This is a genomic window from Streptomyces sp. NPDC017979, assembly GCF_044328175.1.
GTDB lineage: Bacteria > Actinomycetota > Actinomycetes > Streptomycetales > Streptomycetaceae > Streptomyces.
The window spans coordinates 151,327-168,892 of the sequence record NZ_JBIRGU010000001.1 but is presented as its reverse complement, the minus strand read 5'-3'; the positions used below and the strand labels follow the sequence as shown (position 1 = coordinate 168,892).

The following is a 17,566-nucleotide window of genomic DNA, read 5'->3' as shown; positions in this document are numbered from 1 at the left end:
ATTAGGTCTGAAAGGTCTGAAGGCATCCGATGAAGACGACGACGGCCCGCTCGATAGCCAACCCCCGCCGCACCACCCTCGCGCACGTCAAGGACGCCGCCGAACTGGAGGTGCCGGCTCGTCCGGAGCACTCCGTCGACCTCCCGACCCAGACGGCCAACCCGCGTCGCACCACCCTGATGGACGTCCCCGTCTCCTGACCCCGTCTCCTGACTGCGTTTCCTGACCGCACGACGCGCCCCGAACCCCGCTGCGCCCGGGACCCGGTCCGAGCGACCGCCCCGGGCGCAGCCGTGCGCGAAGCCCGCACCCCCGCCGCGTTAGCCTGGAGCGTCCGACTCCAACAGCGTCACCAGCAACAGAGGGGCAGCGGCATCCCGTGCGCATCGCCAGGTTCTCCATCGACGGCAACGTGGCCTTCGGCGCGGTCGAGGGCGAAGCCCCTGACGGACTCGTCCTCGACATCATCAAGGGCGTCCCGTTCGCGGACTTCGAGCTCTCCGGCACCAAGGTCCCCCTGAGCAAGGTGCGGCTGCTGCCGCCCGTGCTCCCCAACAAGGTGGTCGCCTTCGGCCGCAACTACGCGGAGCACGCCGCCGAACTCGGCAACGAGCCCGCGACCGAGCCGTTCGCCTTCTTCAAGCCCTCCACCTCGGTCATCGGCCCCGGCGATGCCATCGCCTACCCCTCCTTCTCCCAGGAGCTGCACCACGAGGCCGAACTCGCCGTGGTCATCGGCCGGATGTGCCGCGACGTCCCGCGCGAGCGCGTCAAGGACGTCATCCTCGGCTACACCTGTGCCAACGACGTCACCGCGCGTGACGTCCAGAAGCGCGAGAAGCAGTGGGCCCGGGCCAAGGGCTTCGACACCGCCTGCCCGCTCGGCCCCTGGGTGGAGACCGGCCTCAGCCTCGAAGCGGCCGGCGACCTCGCCGTCCAGTGCACCGTCAACGGCGACCAGCGTCAGCTCGGCAGCACCAGCCAGATGATCCACTCCATCGAGGACCTGGTCGTCAACATCACCGAGGCCATGACGCTGCTCCCCGGCGACGTGATCCTCACCGGGACCCCGGCCGGAGTCGGACCCCTCAACGTCGGCGACGAGGTCGCCGTCACCATCCAAGGCATCGGCACTCTCGCCAACAAGGTGATCAAGCGTGGCTAACGCTAACGTCCGCGTACGTTTCTGTCCCTCGCCGACCGGCAACCCCCACGTGGGCCTGGTCCGCACCGCCCTGTTCAACTGGGCCTTCGCCCGCCACACCGGCGGCACCATGGTCCTGCGCATCGAGGACACCGACGCGGCCCGTGACTCGGAGGAGTCCTACGAGCAGCTCCTCGACTCGCTGCGCTGGCTCGGCCTGGACTGGGACGAGGGCCCGGAGGTGGGCGGCCCCCACGCTCCGTACCGCCAGTCGCAGCGCATGGACACCTACGCCGACGTCGCCGGCCGACTGCAGGCCGCCGGCCACGCCTACCACTGCTACTGCACCGCGGAGGAGCTGGAGGTCCGCCGCGAGGCCGCCCGCGCCGCCGGCCGCCCCTCCGGCTACGACGGCCAGTGCCGCGACCTGACCGCCGAGCAGCGCGCCGCGTACGAGGCGGAGGGCCGCACCTCCATCGTCCGCTTCCGGATGCCGGACGAGCCGATCACCTTCACGGACCTGGTGCGCGGCGAGCTGACCTTCACCCCGGAGAACGTCCCGGACTACGGCATCGTGCGGGCCAACGGCGCCCCCCTGTACACCCTGGTCAACCCGGTCGACGACGCCCTGATGGGGATCACCCACGTACTGCGCGGCGAGGACCTGCTCTCCTCCACCCCGCGCCAGATCGCGCTCTACAAGGCGCTGATCGAGCTGGGCGTCGCCAAGGAGGTCCCCTCCTTCGGCCACCTGCCGTACGTCATGGGCGAGGGCAACAAGAAGCTGTCCAAGCGCGACCCGCAGTCCTCCCTCAACCTCTACCGCGAGCGGGGCTTCCTGCCCGAGGGGCTGCTGAACTACCTGTCGCTGCTCGGCTGGTCCTTCTCCGCCGACCAGGACGTCTTCTCCGTCGCCGAACTGGTGGAGAAGTTCGACATCGCGGACGTCAACGCCAACCCGGCCCGCTTCGACCTCAAGAAGGCCGAGGCGATCAACGCCGACCACATCCGCCGCCTCGACGTCGCGGCGTTCGCCGAGGCGTGCGGGCCCTGGCTGCGCGCGCCGTACGCGAACTGGGCGCCCGAGCAGTTCGACCCGGCGGCCTGGGAGGCGATCGCCCCGTACGCCCAGACCCGGCTCACCGTGCTCTCCGACATCACGGCGAACGTGGACTTCCTCTTCCTCGCCGAGCCCGTCGAGGACGAGGCGTCCTGGACCAAGGCGATGAAGCCGGGCGCGGCCGAGCTGCTGACCACGGCCCGCGAGAAGCTGGCGGCGGCCGACTGGTCCAGCGCCGACTCCCTCAAGGAGGCCGTGCTGGCCGCCGGCGAGGCCCACGGCCTCAAGCTGGGCAAGGCGCAGGCCCCGGTCCGGGTCGCCGTCACCGGGCGCACGGTGGGGCTGCCGCTCTTCGAGTCCCTGGAGATCCTGGGCCGCGAGCGCACCCTGACCCGCATCGACGCCGCCCTGACCAAGCTGGCCGCCGCTGCCTAGACCCGCCTCCGGGGCCGGGCCCTAGGCTTCGGCCATGGTCATCAAAGCGGTCCTGTGGGACATCGACGACACGATCTTCGACTTTCGCAGCGCCGACCTCGCGGGGATGCGCGACCACCTGCACGCCGAGGGCCTGCTCGACGGAGAAACCTCCGTGGAGCAGGCCCTCGGGCGTTGGCAGCGGGTCACGGCCCAGCACTGGGCGCGCTTCTCCGCCGGGGAGGTCGACTTCCTCGGGCAGCGGCGCGACCGGGTGCGGACCTTCACCGGGCTCGCCCTCGACGACGCGGACGCCGACGCCTGGTTCGGCCGGTACGTCGTGCACTACGAAGCCGCCTGGGCCCTCTTCCCGGACGCCGTGCCCGCGCTGGACGCCCTCGCCGGCTACCGGCACGCGGTGCTCTCCAACTCGTCGCTCTCCGTCCAGGAGCACAAGCTGCGCACCCTGGGCGTACGGGACCGGTTCGAGGTCGTCCTGTGCGCGGCCGACCTGGGTGTGGCCAAGCCCGCGGCGGAGGCGTTCCACACCGCCTGCGAGGCCGTCGGACTGCCGCCGCAGGAGGTCCTGTACGTGGGCGACGAGCCGGACATCGACGCACGTGGCGCCGGCGACGCAGGGCTGACCGGCGTCTGGCTGGACCGCACCGAGCGCGGCGGGCGGCCCGAGCTGATCCGGATCACCGGTCTCGACCAGCTCCCCGGCCTGTTGGCGGGCGATACCCGTTTTGGAGCGCCGTCCACCATCGGGTAATGTTCTTCCTGCGCCGCCCGAGAGGGCCGAAAGGCCCGGACGGAAGGCGCAAGCCAAGCAAGCCCCCTCTCGGGGGTTGCGCTTTGGTGGCCTATGGTGTAATTGGCAGCACGACTGATTCTGGTTCAGTTAGTCTAGGTTCGAGTCCTGGTAGGCCAGCTCGCAGAGCTCATCTGCAAAGCCCCCGTTGTGTAGCGGCCTAGCACGCTGCCCTCTCAAGGCAGTAGCGCCGGTTCGAATCCGGTCGGGGGTACAGATCCTTCCCGCGCGTACGTCCGGATCGCAACCGACGCATGCGACGCAGGATCGCTAGGGCCCCCGTTGTGTAGCGGCCTAGCACGCCGCCCTCTCAAGGCGGTAGCGCCGGTTCGAATCCGGTCGGGGGTACTGGTCTAAACCACCATGGGCTATGGTGTAATTGGCAGCACGAGTGATTCTGGTTCATTTAGTCTAGGTTCGAGTCCTGGTAGCCCAGCTGATCCGATGGATCACTTTCTTGCCCCCGTTGTGTAGCGGCCTAGCACGCCGCCCTCTCAAGGCGGTAGCGCCGGTTCGAATCCGGTCGGGGGTACGTGAAGGAAGAAGCCCTCCGCGATGATGCGGAGGGCTTCTTCGCGTTCTGTTGCAGTTCTCCGTGGCGAACTCCCCGCGCCCGCCCCCGGGTTGCGACGGCGAGCACACGGGGACGGGGGCGGGGAGAGTTCGACGCGGGCGCTCGGCCCGCGGGGCGGTCCGCTGTTAGCTGGTGCGGCGCAGGGCCTCGGTCAGCCGGGCCGCCGAGTCGATGACCGCCTGGGCGTGCATCCGCCCCGGGTGGCGGGTCAGCCGCTCGATCGGTCCCGAGACCGAGACGGCGGCGACCACGCGGTTGGACGGGCCGCGCACGGGTGCGGAGACCGAGGCCACGCCCGGCTCGCGCTCGCCGATCGACTGGGCCCAGCCCCGGCGCCGTACGCCCGACAGCGCGGTCGCGGTGAAGCGGGCGCCCTGGAGCCCGCGGTGCAGCCGCTCCGGCTCCTCCCAGGCCATCAGGATCTGCGCCGACGACCCGGCCTTCATCGTGAGCGTGGAGCCGACCGGGACGGTGTCCCGCAATCCGGACAGCCGCTCGGCGGCGGCGACGCAGATGCGCATGTCCCCCTGCCGCCGGTAGAGCTGGGCGCTCTCGCCCGTCACGTCGCGCAGGTGCGTCAGCACGGGGCCGGCCGTCGCCAGGAGTCGGTCCTCGCCGGCCGCGGCGGCCAGCTCCGCGAGCCGCGGGCCGAGGATGAACCGCCCCTGCATGTCCCTCGCCACCATACGGTGGTGTTCCAGTGCCACGGCCAGTCGGTGGGCCGTGGGTCGGGCGAGCCCGGTGGCCGCGACCAGCCCGGCGAGGGTGGCCGGACCGGACTCCAGTGCGCTCAGAACCAGAGCCGCCTTGTCGAGAACGCCGACGCCGCTAGAGTTGTCCATGAAACGATATTCGCGTCTCACAGTATGAAACGCAAGTTCAATTTTCTGGAGAAGCAGCCAGTCTGTAGGGGCGGCCCGGGGACGGACCCGGGAGTTCACCCGGGGACGGACCGGCGGAATCAAGGGCCGCACACGATCTCTAGCAGTGCCGGCACCGTGGCCGGCCGGAGGGAAAGCGATGGGTAGGACACTCGCTGAGAAGGTCTGGGACGACCACGTCGTCCGGCGCGCCGAGGGCGAGCCCGACCTCCTCTACATCGATCTGCACCTGCTGCACGAAGTGACCAGCCCGCAGGCGTTCGACGGCCTCAGGCTCGGCGGCCGCCGGGTGCGGCGCCTGGACCTCACCATCGCGACCGAGGACCACAACACCCCGACCCTCGACATCGACAAGCCCATCGCCGACCCGGTCTCGCGCGCCCAGCTGGAGACCCTGCGCAAGAACTGCGCGGAGTTCGGCGTGCGGCTGCACCCGCTCGGCGACGTCGAGCAGGGCGTCGTCCACGTGGTGGGCCCCCAGCTGGGACTGACCCAGCCCGGCACCACCGTGGTCTGCGGCGACTCGCACACCTCGACGCACGGCGCCTTCGGCGCGCTGGCCTTCGGGATCGGCACCTCGCAGGTCGAGCACGTGCTGGCCACCCAGACGCTGCCGATGGCCCGCCCGAAGACCATGGCGATCACCGTCGACGGCGAGCTGCCCGACGGGGTGAGCGCCAAGGACCTGATCCTGGCGATCATCGCCAAGATCGGCACCGGCGGCGGCCAGGGCTACGTCCTGGAGTACCGCGGCCCGGCCATCGAGAAGCTGTCGATGGAAGCCCGCATGACCATCTGCAACATGTCCATCGAGGCGGGCGCCCGGGCCGGCATGATCGCCCCCGACGAGACCACCTTCGAGTACCTGCGCGGCCGCCCGCACGCCCCCGAGGGCGAGGAGTGGGACGCCGCCGTCGCGTACTGGAAGACGCTGCGCACGGACGACGACGCCGTCTTCGACGCCGAGGTCGTCATCGACGCCGCCGCGCTCTCCCCGTTCGTCACCTGGGGCACCAACCCGGGCCAGGGCGCCCCGCTCGGCTCGCGGGTCCCCGACCCCGCTTCGTACGAGGACGCATCGGAGCGGCTGGCCGCGGAAAAGGCCCTGGAATACATGGGGTTGACCGCCGGGCAGGAGCTGCGGGACATCCATGTCGACACCGTCTTCGTAGGCTCGTGCACCAACGGCCGCATCGAAGACCTGCGCTCGGCGGCCTCGATCCTGGACGGCCGCAAAGTCGCCGACGGCGTACGGATGCTGGTCGTCCCCGGCTCCGTGCGGGTCGCGCTCCAGGCCGTCGAGGAGGGTCTGGACAAGGTCTTCACCGCTGCCGGCGCCGAATGGCGGCACGCGGGTTGCTCGATGTGCCTGGGCATGAACCCGGACCAACTCGCGCCCGGCGAGCGCTCCGCGTCCACCTCCAACCGCAACTTCGAAGGCAGGCAGGGCAAGGGCGGCCGGACCCATCTGGTCTCCCCGCAGGTCGCCGCCGCCACCGCGGTGCTCGGCCACCTCGCCTCCCCGGCGGACCTCACCGACGCCGACGCCGCCCGTACGCCCGCTGGAGTCTGATCACCATGGAAGCATTCACCACCCACACCGGCCGGGCCGTCCCGCTGCGCCGCAGCAACGTCGACACCGACCAGATCATCCCGGCCCACTGGCTGAAGAAGGTCACCCGCGACGGCTTCGAGGAAGGACTCTTCGAGGCGTGGCGCAAGGACGCCGAGTTCGTGCTCAACCGGCCCGAGCGGCAGGGGGCGACCGTGCTGGTCGCCGGCCCCGACTTCGGCACCGGCTCCTCCCGCGAGCACGCGGTCTGGGCGCTGCAGAACTACGGCTTCAAGACGGTCATCTCCGCTCGGTTCGCCGACATCTTCCGCGGTAACTCGCTGAAGAACGGCCTGCTCACCGTGGTTCTGCCGCAGGAGACGGTGGACCGGCTCTGGGAGCTGACCGAGGCCGACCCCACCGTCGAGATCACCGTCGACCTCCAGGCCCGTGAGGTCCGCGCCGCCGGTCTCACCGCCTCCTTCGAGCTGGACGAGAACGCCCGCTGGCGCCTCCTGAACGGCCTGGACGACATCAGTCTCACCCTTCAGAACGAAGCGGACATCGCGGCCTACGAGATCTCGCGGCCCGCCTTCAAACCGCGGACCCTTCCGGTCTGATCGGGTCTGATCTGCGCTTTTCCTGGACTGCGCCCCCCGCCCTTCGGCGGGGGGCGCAGTCGTCTGTTGAGGGGCCGCCGGGCGACAACTCGCCCCAGATGGCACAATCGGTGCATGGAACGCGACAGCCAACTCGACCTGTACGAGGTGGTCGCGGCCCGGTTGAAGGATGCGCACGCAGCGGTGCGCGCACTGCAAGTCCCGGAAGGCGTAAGGAAGGCGCTCTCCCGGAAGCTGCTGGTCATCACGGCCGCAGCGAAGCACGATCTGCCGGATGCGGCGCGACGTCTGGACCGCTTTGTGCGGGACCTCGACGAGGGCCGATTCCCCGAAGGCGACTGACGGCCGTACTCGCGAAGGAGCGACTTCGACGGTCGACTTCGTTGCGGCACTAGGGTGATTAGCCCGTTTCGTGTTTGATTTGCGGTATATATCTGCCTAACGTGCGAAAAAGCCTGGACAGATTCGGTCCGGCAATGTCTCCGAAGGGGAAGACGTGAACAAGGCGCAGCTCGTAGAAGCGATTGCCGACAAGCTCGGTGGCCGACAGCAGGCCGCCGACGCCGTCGACGCGGTGCTCGACGCGATCGTCCGGGCGGTCGTCGCCGGAGACCGGGTTTCGGTCACCGGTTTCGGATCGTTCGAGAAGGTCGAACGCCCCGCCCGGTACGCCCGTAACCCGCAGACGGGTGAGCGGGTCCGGGTGAAGAAGACCTCGGTGCCCCGTTTCCGGGCCGGTCAGGGCTTCAAGGACCTGGTCAGCGGGGCGAAGAAGCTCCCGCGCAGCGGTGAGGTCTCCGTGAAGAAGGCGCCCAAGGGAAGCCTCTCCGGTGGCACTTCCACGCGGACCACCGCGAAGGCGGCGGCGAAGAAGGCGACCGCGAAGAAGGCGGCGGCCAAGAAGACCGCGGCGAAGAAGGCCACGGCCAAGAAGACGACCGCGAAGAAGACCACCGCGAAGAAGACGACGGCGGCCAAGAAGGCCACCGCGAAGAAGACGACGGCGGCGAAGAAGGCCACGGCGAAGAAGACCGCGCCGGCGAAGAAGGCCACCGCGAAGAAGGCCCCGGCCAAGAAGGCGACGGCCCGTACGACCGCGAAGAAGACCGCCACGCGGAAGAGGTAAGCGGCACCTGCCGCCACAGCCACTCACACGCCGGGCCGGGCTCCCCCAGGGGAGCCCGGCCCGCGGCTGTTCCCGGCCCGTCCGGTGCCCGCGCGGTGCACCGTCACGGTGCGTACCGTCGGGCGGGTCAGAGCGTTTGGAGCGTCACCAGGGTGATGCGCAGCGCGTCACCGGTGCCCTCGGTCTCGATCCGGACCCGCTGCCCCGGCCGCAGCAGCAGCAGTCCGCCCGCGTCGAAGGCGGCCGAGTCGAATTCCACGGGCGTCCCGTCGTCGAGCAGGACGCTGCCGCTGCGGGTCTCGGGATCGTAGGTGTACGAAGTCGCTTGCATGCCCGAAAGCGTAGTGCTGCGGCCCCTCAGGGGCACGGGGACACCGGGCGGGGCGCGAGCAGCGCCGTCGTGTGCGGACCGACGCCCAGCGCCACCGCCGCCGTCAGGTCGTCGGGCGCATCGACGTCCTGCCGTACGGAGACGACGTCGGGCAACGCGATTTCCACCGCGCCCGACGTCGAATGCCGACGTCGGGAAGCCCCGCCGAAAGCCGGCCGCAATTCGACGCCTTCCGTTGCCGTCAGCAATGTCGTGCCGATACCTGCCGCATCGGTGAGAAAGGCGCGGGAAAATCTCCCGGCATACGACAGCACCCGGGCCAATTCCGCAGGGCGCAGCGCCGGGAGGTCCGCATTGAGCGCGGCCACCGCAGTGCCCGCGCGCAGTGCCCGTACGGCCTGCGCACCGTGGGCGAGCGCGGCGTTGAGCCCGGCGGCCGGCAGGTCGGGCACGATGCGCGCGCCCAGCGCCGCCAGCTCCGCCCCGGCCACCGGATCGTCCGTGACAACTGCCACATCCCGGACCTCCGGGCAGGTCAGCGCGGCCGCCACGGTGTCCTGGGCGAACGCCAGCGCCAGCCGCGGGCGCGGAATTCCGCCCGCGGCACCGGCCAACCGGCTCTTGGCCAGGGCAAGGGGTTTCAAGGGGACCACCAGTGACCAGTGGCCCGTCGGGTCGGTGTCCAGGTCAGCTCTCCGTCCGTGCGCGCCGGCCGTCATTGTGGCCCGCACCCGGCGTGGCAAGGGCCGGGGCGGGGCGCCGGTGCGATGACCGGGGCGTACGGTGTCCTCGACAGACCGGGGGCCCAGGGCGACACTTGACCCCCGGCAACCGGGCAAAGGCCCGGTCGCCGGCGAGTCTGTACACGTCTCGCATGCCGACGCGCATGCATGCGCACAGGAAGGGTGTCCGCGTGTCCCGCCGAAAAATCGGCTTCTGGTACCGCCTGGCGGCGGTCATCGCCAAACCGCCGCTGTTGGTTCTGTTCAAACGGGACTGGCGCGGAATGGAACACATGCCGGCCGACGGCGGATTCATCACCGCGGTCAACCACATCTCCCACCTCGATCCCCTCGCGTACGCGCACTTCCAGTACAACACCGGGCGCGTGCCGCGATTCCTCGCGAAGGCCGGGCTCTTCAAAACCCCCTTCGTCGGCATGATGCTCCGCGGCACCCAGCAGATCCCGGTGTACCGCGAGACCACCAACGCCCTGGACGCCTACCGCGCCGCGGTCTTGGCCATCGAACGCGGCGAATGCGTCGCCTTCTACCCCGAGGGCACCATCACCCGCGACCCGGATTCCTGGCCCATGGCCGGCAAGACCGGCGCGGCCCGCATCGCGCTCCAGACCCGGGTCCCCGTCGTCCCGGTCGCCCAGTGGGGCGCGAACCTCGCGATGCCGCCGTACGCGCGCACGGACCGACTGCGGCTCTTCCCTCGAAAGACCCTGATCGTGCTGGCCGGACCGCCCGTCGACCTCGACAGGTTCTACGATCTGGAGCCCACGCCCGAGGTGCTGCGCGAGGCCACCGAGGCGATCATGGCGGACATCACCGCGCTGCTGGAGGAGATCCGCGGCGAGAAGGCGCCGGGCGAACCGTGGGACCACCGCAAGGCCCGTGCAGAACAGCGGCGCAAGGCCGCAGGGGAAGGACCGAAGTGACACACTCCGCACACCGCGCCGGACCGGTCAGGGCCGCCGTCTTCGGAACCGGCTCCTGGGGGACGGCCTTCGGCATGGTCCTCGCGGACGCGGGGTGCCGGGTCACCCTGTGGGGCCGCCGCGCCGAACTCGCGGAGGCCGTCAACACCACCCGCACCAACCCCGACTACCTGCCCGGCATCGAGCTGCCGGCCGGGCTGCGGGCCACCACCGACCCCGCCGAGGCGCTGGACGGCGCCGACTTCACCGTGCTCGCCGTCCCCTCCCAGACCCTGCGCGACAACCTGGCCTCCTGGGCACCGCTGCTGCCCGCGGACACCGTGCTCGTCTCCCTGATGAAGGGCGTCGAACTCGGCACCGCCAAGCGGATGAGCGAGGTCGTCGAGGAGGTCGCCCAGGTGCCGGCCGACCGGGTCGCCGTGGTCACCGGCCCCAACCTGGCCCGGGAGATCGCCCAGCGCCGGCCCGCCGCCGCGGTCGTCGCCTGCCGCGACGAGCAGGTGGCCCAGCGGCTCCAGGCCGCCTGCCACACCCAGTACTTCCGCCCGTACACCAACACCGACGTCATCGGCTGCGAACTCGGCGGTGCGGTGAAGAACGTCATCGGGCTCGCCGTCGGCATCGCGGACGGCATGGGCCTGGGCGACAACGCCAAGGGCTCGCTGATCACCCGGGGCCTGGCCGAGACCACCCGGCTCGGCCTCGCGATGGGCGCCGACCCGCTCACCTTCTCCGGTCTCGCCGGCCTCGGCGACCTGGTGGCGACCTGCTCGTCGCCGCTGTCGCGCAACCACACCTTCGGGATGAACCTCGGCAAGGGCATGACCCTCCAGGAGACCATCGCGGTCACCAAGCAGACCGCGGAGGGCGTCAAGTCCTGTGAGTCGGTGCTGGATCTGGCGCGTCGGCACGGCGTCGACATGCCCATCACCGAGACGGTCGTCGACATCGTCCACGAAGGCAAGCCGCCGCTGGTCGCGCTCAAGGAGCTGATGTCGCGCAGCGCCAAGGCGGAACGCCGCTGAAGCGGCCTTGTGCCGCCCCGTGCGGATGACGGTTCGCACGGTAGTCTCAGGGCGATATGAGCACCGAGAACCTCCCCCAGAGCCCCGAGCAGCAGCCGTCGCGCAAGCCGCGCGTGGCCGTCGTCTTCGGCGGGCGCAGCTCCGAACACGGGATCTCCGTCGTCACCGCCGGTGCCGTGCTGCGGGCCATCGACCGGACGAAGTACGACGTCGTCCCGATCGGCATCACCGCCGAGGGCCGCTGGGCGCTGACCACCGACGACCCCGACCGGATGGCGATCAGCGAACGCAGCACCCCGAGCGTGGACCAGATCGCCGAGTCCACCACGGGCGCCGTGGTGCTCTCCGTCGAGCCCGGCAACCGCGAGGTCGTCCTGACCGAACCGGGCGCCGTGCCCAAGGCGCTGGGCGAGGTCGACGTCGTCTTCCCGGTGCTGCACGGCCCGTACGGCGAGGACGGCACCATCCAGGGGCTGCTGGAGCTCGCCGGGGTGCCGTACGTCGGCTCCGGGGTGCTCGCCTCCGCAGTCGCCATGGACAAGGAGTACATGAAGCGGATCTTCGTCTCGTACGGGCTGCCCGTCGGGCCGTACGAGGTGATCCGCCCGCGCGAGTGGGAGCAGGACCCCGCCGCCGCCCGCAAGAAGGTCGTCTCCTTCGCCGGTGACCACGGCTGGCCGCTGTTCGTGAAGCCCGCCCGCGCCGGCTCCTCCTTCGGCATCACCAAGGTCGACTCGCTGGCCGGCCTGGACGAGGCGATCGAGGAGGCCCGCCGCCACGACCCGAAGGTCATCGTCGAGGCGATGGTGCGGGGCCGGGAGATCGAGTGCGGAGTGCTGGAGTTCGAGGACGGCCCGCACGCCAGCGTCCCGGCCGAGATCCCCGGCGTCCAGTCGCACGACTTCTACGACTTCGAGGCCAAGTACATCGACGCGGCGCCCGGGATCGTGCCCGCACCGCTCACCGCCGAACAGACCGCGGAGGTGCGCCGGCTCGCGGTGGACGCCTTCGAGGCGACGTCCTGCGAGGGCTTGGTGCGCGCCGACTTCTTCCTCACCGAGGAGGGCCGGTTCGTGATCAACGAGATCAACACGATGCCCGGGTTCACGCCGATCTCCATGTACCCGCGGATGTGGCAGGAGACCGGCGTCTCCTACTCGGAGCTGGTCGACCGGCTCATCCAGGCGGCGCTGCGCCGCACCACCGGGCTGCGCTGAACGCCCGGTGCCTCACGGCAGCTCCAGCGTGGCCGGCACGGTCTCCTCGACCGCGTCGGCCAGCTGGGCCAGCGGCGTCGCGTCCTGGGCGAACTTCCCGCCCATGGTCACCTCGACGTAGGTCTCGCGGTACGTGGTGGTGAAGCGCGAACCGTCCGCGAGCCGCTCCACCAGCCAGCCCACGCCGTTCGCCTCGACGGCGTCCGACGAGGGGTCGCCCATCGCGGCGGGCCGCGGGACGCCGCAGCGCAGTACGATCGCCGCGTCGCCCCAGCCCGCGGTGAACTCCGAAGCGGGCTCGGGGTCGGAGCGGTCCTCACCGCCGACCGTGTCGGGCAGCGCCCCGTCCAACGCCGTGCACAGGGCCGCCTCCTCGGCGGGCGGTCGGGGAGCAGTGATCGACGCGTCCGCCCGGGTGCACCCGGCGAGCGCGAGCAGCACCGCCGCCGCGGCGGCGGCACTGGTGAGCGGGGAGACGGACCGGGACCGGCGAACGGAAGTCACCGGCCAAGCGTAGACGGGGGCTACAGGTGCACGACCGGGCAGGTCAGGGTTCGCGTGATGCCTTCCACTTGCTGGACCTTGGCGACCACCAGCCGGCCGAGTTCGTCCACCGTGTCGGACTGCGCGCGCACGATCACGTCGTACGGTCCGGTCACGTCCTCGGCCTGGATCACCCCCGGGATCTTCCCGATGGTCTCGGCGACCGCGGACGCCTTGCCCACCTCGGTCTGAATCAGGATGTACGCCTGTACCACGGAACCTCCAGGGCGGCCCCGGGGTCGCTCGCCACCGGCGCCCTCGGTGCCTGCGGTGGGGGAGCCCCAGGGGGGAGAAAGGGACGCCACGGTATCGCGTCACCACCGGTCGCGGGGAGACCTGCGCGCGGGGTGGCGTCCGTAGTGTGGCGTGCGTCGAGCGGACGTTGACGCAACTCTTGACGGTACCCACCGTCACGGCGGCTCGCGAGCGCGAGTACGGACGGCACCACAGCACGACAGCTCGGCCGGGTGGTCCGGCGGGGACGACGGAAAGGTGAGACTCGGGTGAAGGGCACTGTGGGGGAGTTGGGGGAGTTCGGGCTGATCAGAGAGCTCACCTCCCGGCTCACCGCCACCCCGGCGGTCCGGATCGGGCCCGGTGACGACGCCGCGGTCGTCGCCGCCCCCGACCGCAGGGTCGTGGCGAGCACGGACATCCTGCTGGAGGGACGGCACTTCCGCCGCGACTGGTCGACGGCGTACGACGTGGGGCGCAAGGCCGCCGCCCAGAACCTGGCCGATATCGCCGCCATGGGCGCCGTGCCCACCTCCCTCCTCCTGGGCCTCGTCGTCCCCGCCGACCTCCCCGTCACCTGGGCGACCGAGTTGATGGACGGCATCCGGGACGAGTGCCAGGTCGCGGGCGCCGCCGTGGTCGGCGGGGACGTGGTCCGCGGCGATCTGATCACCCTCGCCATCACCGCACTCGGCGACCTGCGGGGGCACGAGCCCGTCACCCGCTCCGGGGCGCGCCCCGGCGACGTCGTCGCGTACACCGGCTGGCTCGGTTGGTCCGCCGCCGGGCACGCGGTGCTCTCCCGCGGCTTCCGCTCGCCGCGCGCCTTCGTCGAGGCGCACCGAAGGCCCGAGCCGCCGTACCACGCGGGCCCCGCCGCGGCCGGGCTCGGCGCGACCGCCATGTGCGACGTCAGCGACGGGCTGATCGCCGACCTCGGTCACATCGCGGAGTCCAGCAAGGTCCGCATCGACCTGCGCTCCGGCGCGATCGACGTGCCCACCCAAATGAACGACATCGGTCAGGCCGTCGGCGTCGACCCGGTGCAGTGGGTGCTCACCGGCGGGGAGGACCACGCCATCGTGGCGACCTTCCCGCCCGACGCGAAGCTGCCCGCCCGTTGGAAGGTCATCGGGGAGGTCCTGCACCCGTCCGCCGCCCCGCAGGTCACCGTGGACGGCGCCCCCTGGCACACCAAGAGCGGCTGGGACCACTTCGGAGGTACGGAATGACGGTCCGCGCCGCGCAGGCGCCGCCCCGCGTGCTGACCGTCGCCGGCTCGGACTCCGGCGGCGGCGCCGGCATCCAGGCCGACCTCAAGACGATGCTCGCGCTCGGCACCCACGGCATGAGCGTCATAGCGGCCGTCACCGCACAGAACTCGCTCGGCGTGCAGGGCTACTGGGAACTGCCCGCCGAAGCGGTGCGCGCCCAGTACCGCAGCGTCGTCGACGACATCGGCGTCCAGGCCGTGAAGACCGGGATGCTGGCGTCGGCGGAGTTGGTGGAGACCGTCGCCGAACTGCTCGCCGCGACCGAAGCGCCCGTCGTCGTCGACCCGGTCGGGGTCTCCAAGCACGGCGACCCGCTGCTCGCGACCGCCGCGCTGGACTCCGTACGCCACCGGCTGCTCCCGGTGGCGACGGTGGCCACCCCCAACCTGGACGAGGTGCGGCAGCTCACCGGCGTCGAGGCGCACGACGAGGACGGGATGCGGCGGGCCGCCGACGCGGTGCTCGGCTTCGGCCCGCGCTGGGCGCTGATCAAGGGCGGGCACCTCGCGGGCGACGCCCTGGACCTGCTCACGGACGGTGTCGACGAGCACTGGTTCCGCGCGCCGCGCCACGACAACCGCCACACCCACGGCACCGGCTGCACCCTGGCGTCCGCGATCGCGGCGGAGCTGGCGAAGGGGCGGGCCGTGCCGGACGCGGTGGCGACGGCGAAGGAGTACGTGACCGGCGCGATCGCGGCGGGCTTCCCGCTGGGCGGCGGGATCGGCCCGGTCCGGCACGCGTGGAAGCTGTCGACGTAGTACTGCCCGGGTGGTTGTGGGTACGGACCCGCACCCACAACCACCCGGGCACGGCAAAACAGCCGGCCCACCCGAGGGTGGACCGGCTGTCAAGGCAACCGCAGGGGCTGCGCTAGCGACCTGCGTCGGCGTTAGCGCGAGACCTTGCCGGCCTTGATGCACGAGGTGCAGACGTTGAGCCGCTTCGGCGTCCGACCGACCACGGCACGCACGCGCTGGATGTTCGGGTTCCAGCGACGAGACGTACGGCGGTGCGAGTGCGAAATGTTGTTGCCGAAGCCCGGCCCCTTGCCGCAGACGTCGCAGTTGGCAGCCACGGGTCACTCCAAAGACTTCAGATGCACGTACAGTGAATTCCGGCGTGCCGGAATCAATAACTGATCGGTGGCTTTGCCGGGGGAACGGCCTGATTTTCATCAGGCAACCGGAGCAGCATACAACGGCTGCGTTCCATAGACGAAACTACCACGACCCCTTCCGCGTCCGACCTGCCCGCAGCCGCGCCCGCCCCGGGGTCTACCCTGCGGTGCGAGCGCCGGGGAGACCCGCCGAACGAGCCCGACAGGGCGCCGCCCGATGGAACTCGATGGAGCCCGATGCAGGAGGCCGTCCAGGTGCCGCAGAACCAGCCGCCGCACGCCCTCGACGCCACGGCGGTACGGGCCTGGTGCGCCAAGGCGCTGGAAGCCCTCGGCCAGGAGCGCGAGGAGATCGACGCCATCAACGTCTACCCCGTCGCGGACGGGGACACGGGCACCAACCTGTATCTGACGGTGGAGTCCGCGGCGACGGCCGTGGAGGCGGTCTTCGCCGCCCACGAGGCGGCCCTGGCCCCCGCCGGCCCCGCCCCCGACCTGCCCACGGTCATCCGGTCGATGGCGCACGGGGCGCTGCTCGGCGCGCGCGGCAACTCCGGCACGATCCTGGCCCAGCTGCTGCGCGGGATGGCGGACCGGCTGGGCGACGGCGACCACCTGGCGAGCGCGCTGCGGCGGGCCGCCGAGCTGGCCCGCGAGGCGGTGGCGCACCCCGTGGAGGGCACCATCCTCACGGTCGCGTCCGCGGCGGCGGACGCCGCGGCGACGGCGCCCGCCGACGTCCGTAGCGCCGCCCGGGCCGCGTACGAAGGGGCGAGCGCGGCGCTGGCGGCGACCCCGGCCCAGCTCGCGGTGCTCGGACGGGCCGGTGTCGTGGACGCCGGCGGGCAAGGGCTCCTGGCGGTGCTCGGGGCGCTGCTGGAGGCCGTCACCGGCCAGGCGCCACCCGTACCCGCCCGCTCGCGGGCACCGCGGGGTCCCGTTCCCGCGCTGCCCGCGGACGCGTGCGCCGTCGGCGGCCCGGCCTTCGAAGTGATCTATCTCCTAGAGGCCGAGGACGCGGCGGTGGCCCGGCTGCGCAGCAGGCTGGACGCCCTCGGGGACTGTCTGGTCGTCGTCGGCGGCGACGGCCTGTGGAACGTCCACGTGCACGTGGACGACGCGGGCGCGGCGGTGGAGGCCGGTGTCGAAGCGGGCCGCCCGCACCGCATCCGCATCACCCACCTCACCACTCACGACGGCGCCACCGCCCACAGCGATGCGGCGCGGCTGACCGGGCGCGCGCTTGGGCGGGACGGCGTGGACCCCGCCGGCGTCGGTGCGGTGCCGGCGCCGGAGCGGGCGCAGCGGGCCGTCGTCGCCGTGGTGCCCGGCGCGGGGCTCGCCCGGCTGTGCGCCGACGCGGGCGCGACCGCCGTGCTCGCCCGCCCCGGCGAGCCACCGGCCAGCGGCGAACTGGTGGAGGCGATCCGCCGGGCGCACGCCCGCGAGGTCGTCCTGCTGCCGAACTCGGCCGAGCTGCGGCACACCGCCGCGGCCGCCGCCGAGCAGGCCCGCGGCGAAGGCGTACGCGTCGCCCTCGTCCCGACCCGGGCCGCCGTCCAGGGCATCGCGGCCCTCGCCGTCCACGAGCCGGGACGCCGCTTCGACGAGGACGTCGTGGCGATGACCGCCGCCGCGGGCGCCACCCGCTACGGCGAACTCGCCGTCGCCGAACACCGGTCCTGGACCACCGCGGGCGTCTGCCAGGCCGGCGACGTGCTCGGCCTGATCGACGGCGACGTGGCCGTCATCGGCGCCGACGTGACGAGCACCGCGACCGCCGTGCTCGACCGGATGCTCTCCGCGGGCGGGGAGCTGGTGACCCTGGTCCTCGCGGCCGACCTCCCCGACGGCCCGCAGCTCGCCGTCCGCCTGCAGCGCCACGTGCGCGAGCGGCACCTCGCGGTCGACACGGTCGTGTACGAGGGCGGGCCCGCCACCAGTCCGCTGCTGATCGGCGTGGAGTGAGCGCCG

General features: G+C 71.7%; 20 protein-coding genes and 5 tRNA genes. 19 read left to right on the top strand and 6 right to left on the bottom strand.

What is annotated here, in order from left to right; all coding sequences use genetic code 11:
• The first annotated feature begins 29 nt into the window (after window positions 1-29).
• The 9 genes from ACH4E8_RS00770 (at window position 30) to ACH4E8_RS00730 (ending at window position 3,961) form a co-directional block, all read left to right on the top strand.
• The gene (locus tag ACH4E8_RS00770; protein WP_398442990.1) at window positions 30-200 is read left to right on the top strand and encodes a hypothetical protein; all 171 of its coding nucleotides are present in this window, start codon (window positions 30-32) and stop codon (window positions 198-200) included.
• 179 nt (window positions 201-379) lie between these two features.
• Window positions 380-1,165, top strand: coding sequence for a fumarylacetoacetate hydrolase family protein (locus ACH4E8_RS00765; RefSeq protein ID WP_398442988.1), 786 nt, complete (start codon window positions 380-382; stop codon window positions 1,163-1,165).
• The gene (gene gltX, locus ACH4E8_RS00760) at window positions 1,158-2,639 is read left to right on the top strand and encodes a glutamate--tRNA ligase (protein ID WP_398442986.1); all 1,482 of its coding nucleotides are present in this window, start codon (window positions 1,158-1,160) and stop codon (window positions 2,637-2,639) included. The genes ACH4E8_RS00765 and gltX overlap by 8 nt, the downstream gene beginning before the upstream one ends.
• A 34-nt stretch (window positions 2,640-2,673) precedes the next feature.
• Window positions 2,674-3,390 carry an HAD family hydrolase gene (locus ACH4E8_RS00755; RefSeq protein ID WP_398442985.1) on the top strand — a complete coding sequence of 239 codons (717 nt, stop codon included), beginning with the start codon at window positions 2,674-2,676 and terminating at the stop codon, window positions 3,388-3,390.
• An 87-nt stretch (window positions 3,391-3,477) separates the two neighbouring features.
• Window positions 3,478-3,549: transfer RNA gene (locus ACH4E8_RS00750), tRNA-Gln, on the top strand.
• Window positions 3,550-3,570: 21 nt separating this feature from the next.
• Window positions 3,571-3,643 (top strand) — tRNA-Glu (locus tag ACH4E8_RS00745).
• 61 nt (window positions 3,644-3,704) lie between these two features.
• Window positions 3,705-3,777: transfer RNA gene (locus tag ACH4E8_RS00740), tRNA-Glu, on the top strand.
• A gap of 16 nt (window positions 3,778-3,793) precedes the next feature.
• Window positions 3,794-3,865 (top strand) — tRNA-Gln (locus ACH4E8_RS00735).
• Window positions 3,866-3,888: 23 nt separating this feature from the next.
• A tRNA-Glu gene (locus tag ACH4E8_RS00730) sits at window positions 3,889-3,961 on the top strand.
• Window positions 3,962-4,128: 167 nt separating this feature from the next.
• Here ACH4E8_RS00730 and ndgR read toward each other — a convergent pair.
• Window positions 4,129-4,845: an IclR family transcriptional regulator NdgR gene (ndgR, locus tag ACH4E8_RS00725; protein WP_398442983.1), complete on the bottom strand. Its 717-nt coding sequence runs from the start codon at window positions 4,843-4,845 to the stop codon at window positions 4,129-4,131.
• Window positions 4,846-5,023: 178 nt separating this feature from the next.
• Here ndgR and leuC point away from each other — a divergent pair, with 178 nt between their 5' ends.
• From leuC to ACH4E8_RS00705, 4 genes are all read left to right on the top strand, one after another.
• Entirely contained in the window at window positions 5,024-6,457 is a 1,434-nt protein-coding gene (leuC, locus tag ACH4E8_RS00720) for a 3-isopropylmalate dehydratase large subunit (RefSeq protein WP_398442980.1), read from the top strand.
• A 5-nt stretch (window positions 6,458-6,462) separates the two neighbouring features.
• The gene (leuD, locus tag ACH4E8_RS00715; protein WP_398442978.1) at window positions 6,463-7,056 is read left to right on the top strand and encodes a 3-isopropylmalate dehydratase small subunit; all 594 of its coding nucleotides are present in this window, start codon (window positions 6,463-6,465) and stop codon (window positions 7,054-7,056) included.
• Window positions 7,057-7,170: 114 nt separating this feature from the next.
• Window positions 7,171-7,398, top strand: coding sequence for a hypothetical protein (locus ACH4E8_RS00710; protein WP_398442976.1), 228 nt, complete (start codon window positions 7,171-7,173; stop codon window positions 7,396-7,398).
• Window positions 7,399-7,552: 154 nt separating this feature from the next.
• Window positions 7,553-8,182, top strand: coding sequence for an HU family DNA-binding protein (locus ACH4E8_RS00705; protein WP_398442974.1), 630 nt, complete (start codon window positions 7,553-7,555; stop codon window positions 8,180-8,182).
• Between the two features lie 127 nt (window positions 8,183-8,309).
• Here ACH4E8_RS00705 and ACH4E8_RS00700 read toward each other — a convergent pair whose 3' ends face one another.
• Both ACH4E8_RS00700 and cofC read right to left on the bottom strand, forming a co-directional pair.
• Entirely contained in the window at window positions 8,310-8,513 is a 204-nt protein-coding gene (locus ACH4E8_RS00700; protein WP_398442972.1) for a hypothetical protein, read from the bottom strand.
• A gap of 26 nt (window positions 8,514-8,539) precedes the next feature.
• Window positions 8,540-9,232, bottom strand: a complete 693-nt coding sequence (cofC, locus tag ACH4E8_RS00695) for a 2-phospho-L-lactate guanylyltransferase (protein WP_398442970.1) — start codon at window positions 9,230-9,232, stop codon at window positions 8,540-8,542.
• A gap of 194 nt (window positions 9,233-9,426) precedes the next feature.
• Between cofC and ACH4E8_RS00690 the strand changes: the two genes are divergently transcribed.
• Genes ACH4E8_RS00690 through ACH4E8_RS00680 form a run of 3 tightly spaced genes read left to right on the top strand, consistent with a single transcriptional unit; the run spans window position 9,427 to window position 12,421 of the window.
• Window positions 9,427-10,179 (top strand): lysophospholipid acyltransferase family protein, encoded by a 753-nt coding sequence (locus ACH4E8_RS00690; protein WP_398442968.1) that lies wholly within the window; start codon window positions 9,427-9,429, stop codon window positions 10,177-10,179.
• Complete coding sequence (locus tag ACH4E8_RS00685) at window positions 10,176-11,204, top strand: NAD(P)H-dependent glycerol-3-phosphate dehydrogenase (RefSeq protein WP_398442966.1); 1,029 nt, start codon at window positions 10,176-10,178, stop codon at window positions 11,202-11,204. The genes ACH4E8_RS00690 and ACH4E8_RS00685 overlap by 4 nt, the downstream gene beginning before the upstream one ends.
• A gap of 56 nt (window positions 11,205-11,260) precedes the next feature.
• Window positions 11,261-12,421, top strand: a complete 1,161-nt coding sequence (locus tag ACH4E8_RS00680) for a D-alanine--D-alanine ligase family protein (RefSeq protein ID WP_398442964.1) — start codon at window positions 11,261-11,263, stop codon at window positions 12,419-12,421.
• 12 nt (window positions 12,422-12,433) lie between these two features.
• Here the strand turns inward: ACH4E8_RS00680 and ACH4E8_RS00675 are convergent, their stop codons facing one another.
• Both ACH4E8_RS00675 and ACH4E8_RS00670 read right to left on the bottom strand, forming a co-directional pair.
• A complete protein-coding gene (locus ACH4E8_RS00675) occupies window positions 12,434-12,925 on the bottom strand; it encodes a DUF3515 domain-containing protein (protein WP_398442963.1) in 492 nt (163 codons plus the stop codon).
• 20 nt (window positions 12,926-12,945) lie between these two features.
• A complete protein-coding gene (locus ACH4E8_RS00670) occupies window positions 12,946-13,179 on the bottom strand; it encodes an Lrp/AsnC family transcriptional regulator (protein WP_398442961.1) in 234 nt (77 codons plus the stop codon).
• 288 nt (window positions 13,180-13,467) lie between these two features.
• On the opposite strand from ACH4E8_RS00670, the gene ACH4E8_RS00665 reads away from it, so the two are divergent.
• Together ACH4E8_RS00665 and thiD are read left to right on the top strand one after the other, a co-directional pair.
• The gene (locus ACH4E8_RS00665) at window positions 13,468-14,430 is read left to right on the top strand and encodes a thiamine-phosphate kinase (protein WP_398442959.1); all 963 of its coding nucleotides are present in this window, start codon (window positions 13,468-13,470) and stop codon (window positions 14,428-14,430) included.
• Window positions 14,427-15,233 (top strand): bifunctional hydroxymethylpyrimidine kinase/phosphomethylpyrimidine kinase, encoded by an 807-nt coding sequence (gene thiD, locus ACH4E8_RS00660; RefSeq protein ID WP_398442957.1) that lies wholly within the window; start codon window positions 14,427-14,429, stop codon window positions 15,231-15,233. Before ACH4E8_RS00665 ends, thiD begins: the two co-directional genes overlap by 4 nt.
• 131 nt (window positions 15,234-15,364) lie before the next feature.
• Here the strand turns inward: thiD and rpmB are convergent, their stop codons facing one another.
• Window positions 15,365-15,550 carry a 50S ribosomal protein L28 gene (gene rpmB / locus ACH4E8_RS00655; RefSeq protein ID WP_003957616.1) on the bottom strand — a complete coding sequence of 62 codons (186 nt, stop codon included), beginning with the start codon at window positions 15,548-15,550 and terminating at the stop codon, window positions 15,365-15,367.
• A 279-nt stretch (window positions 15,551-15,829) separates the two neighbouring features.
• Here rpmB and ACH4E8_RS00650 point away from each other — a divergent pair, with 279 nt between their 5' ends.
• The gene (locus ACH4E8_RS00650) at window positions 15,830-17,560 is read left to right on the top strand and encodes a DAK2 domain-containing protein (protein ID WP_398442955.1); all 1,731 of its coding nucleotides are present in this window, start codon (window positions 15,830-15,832) and stop codon (window positions 17,558-17,560) included.
• Window positions 17,561-17,566 lie beyond the last annotated feature (6 nt).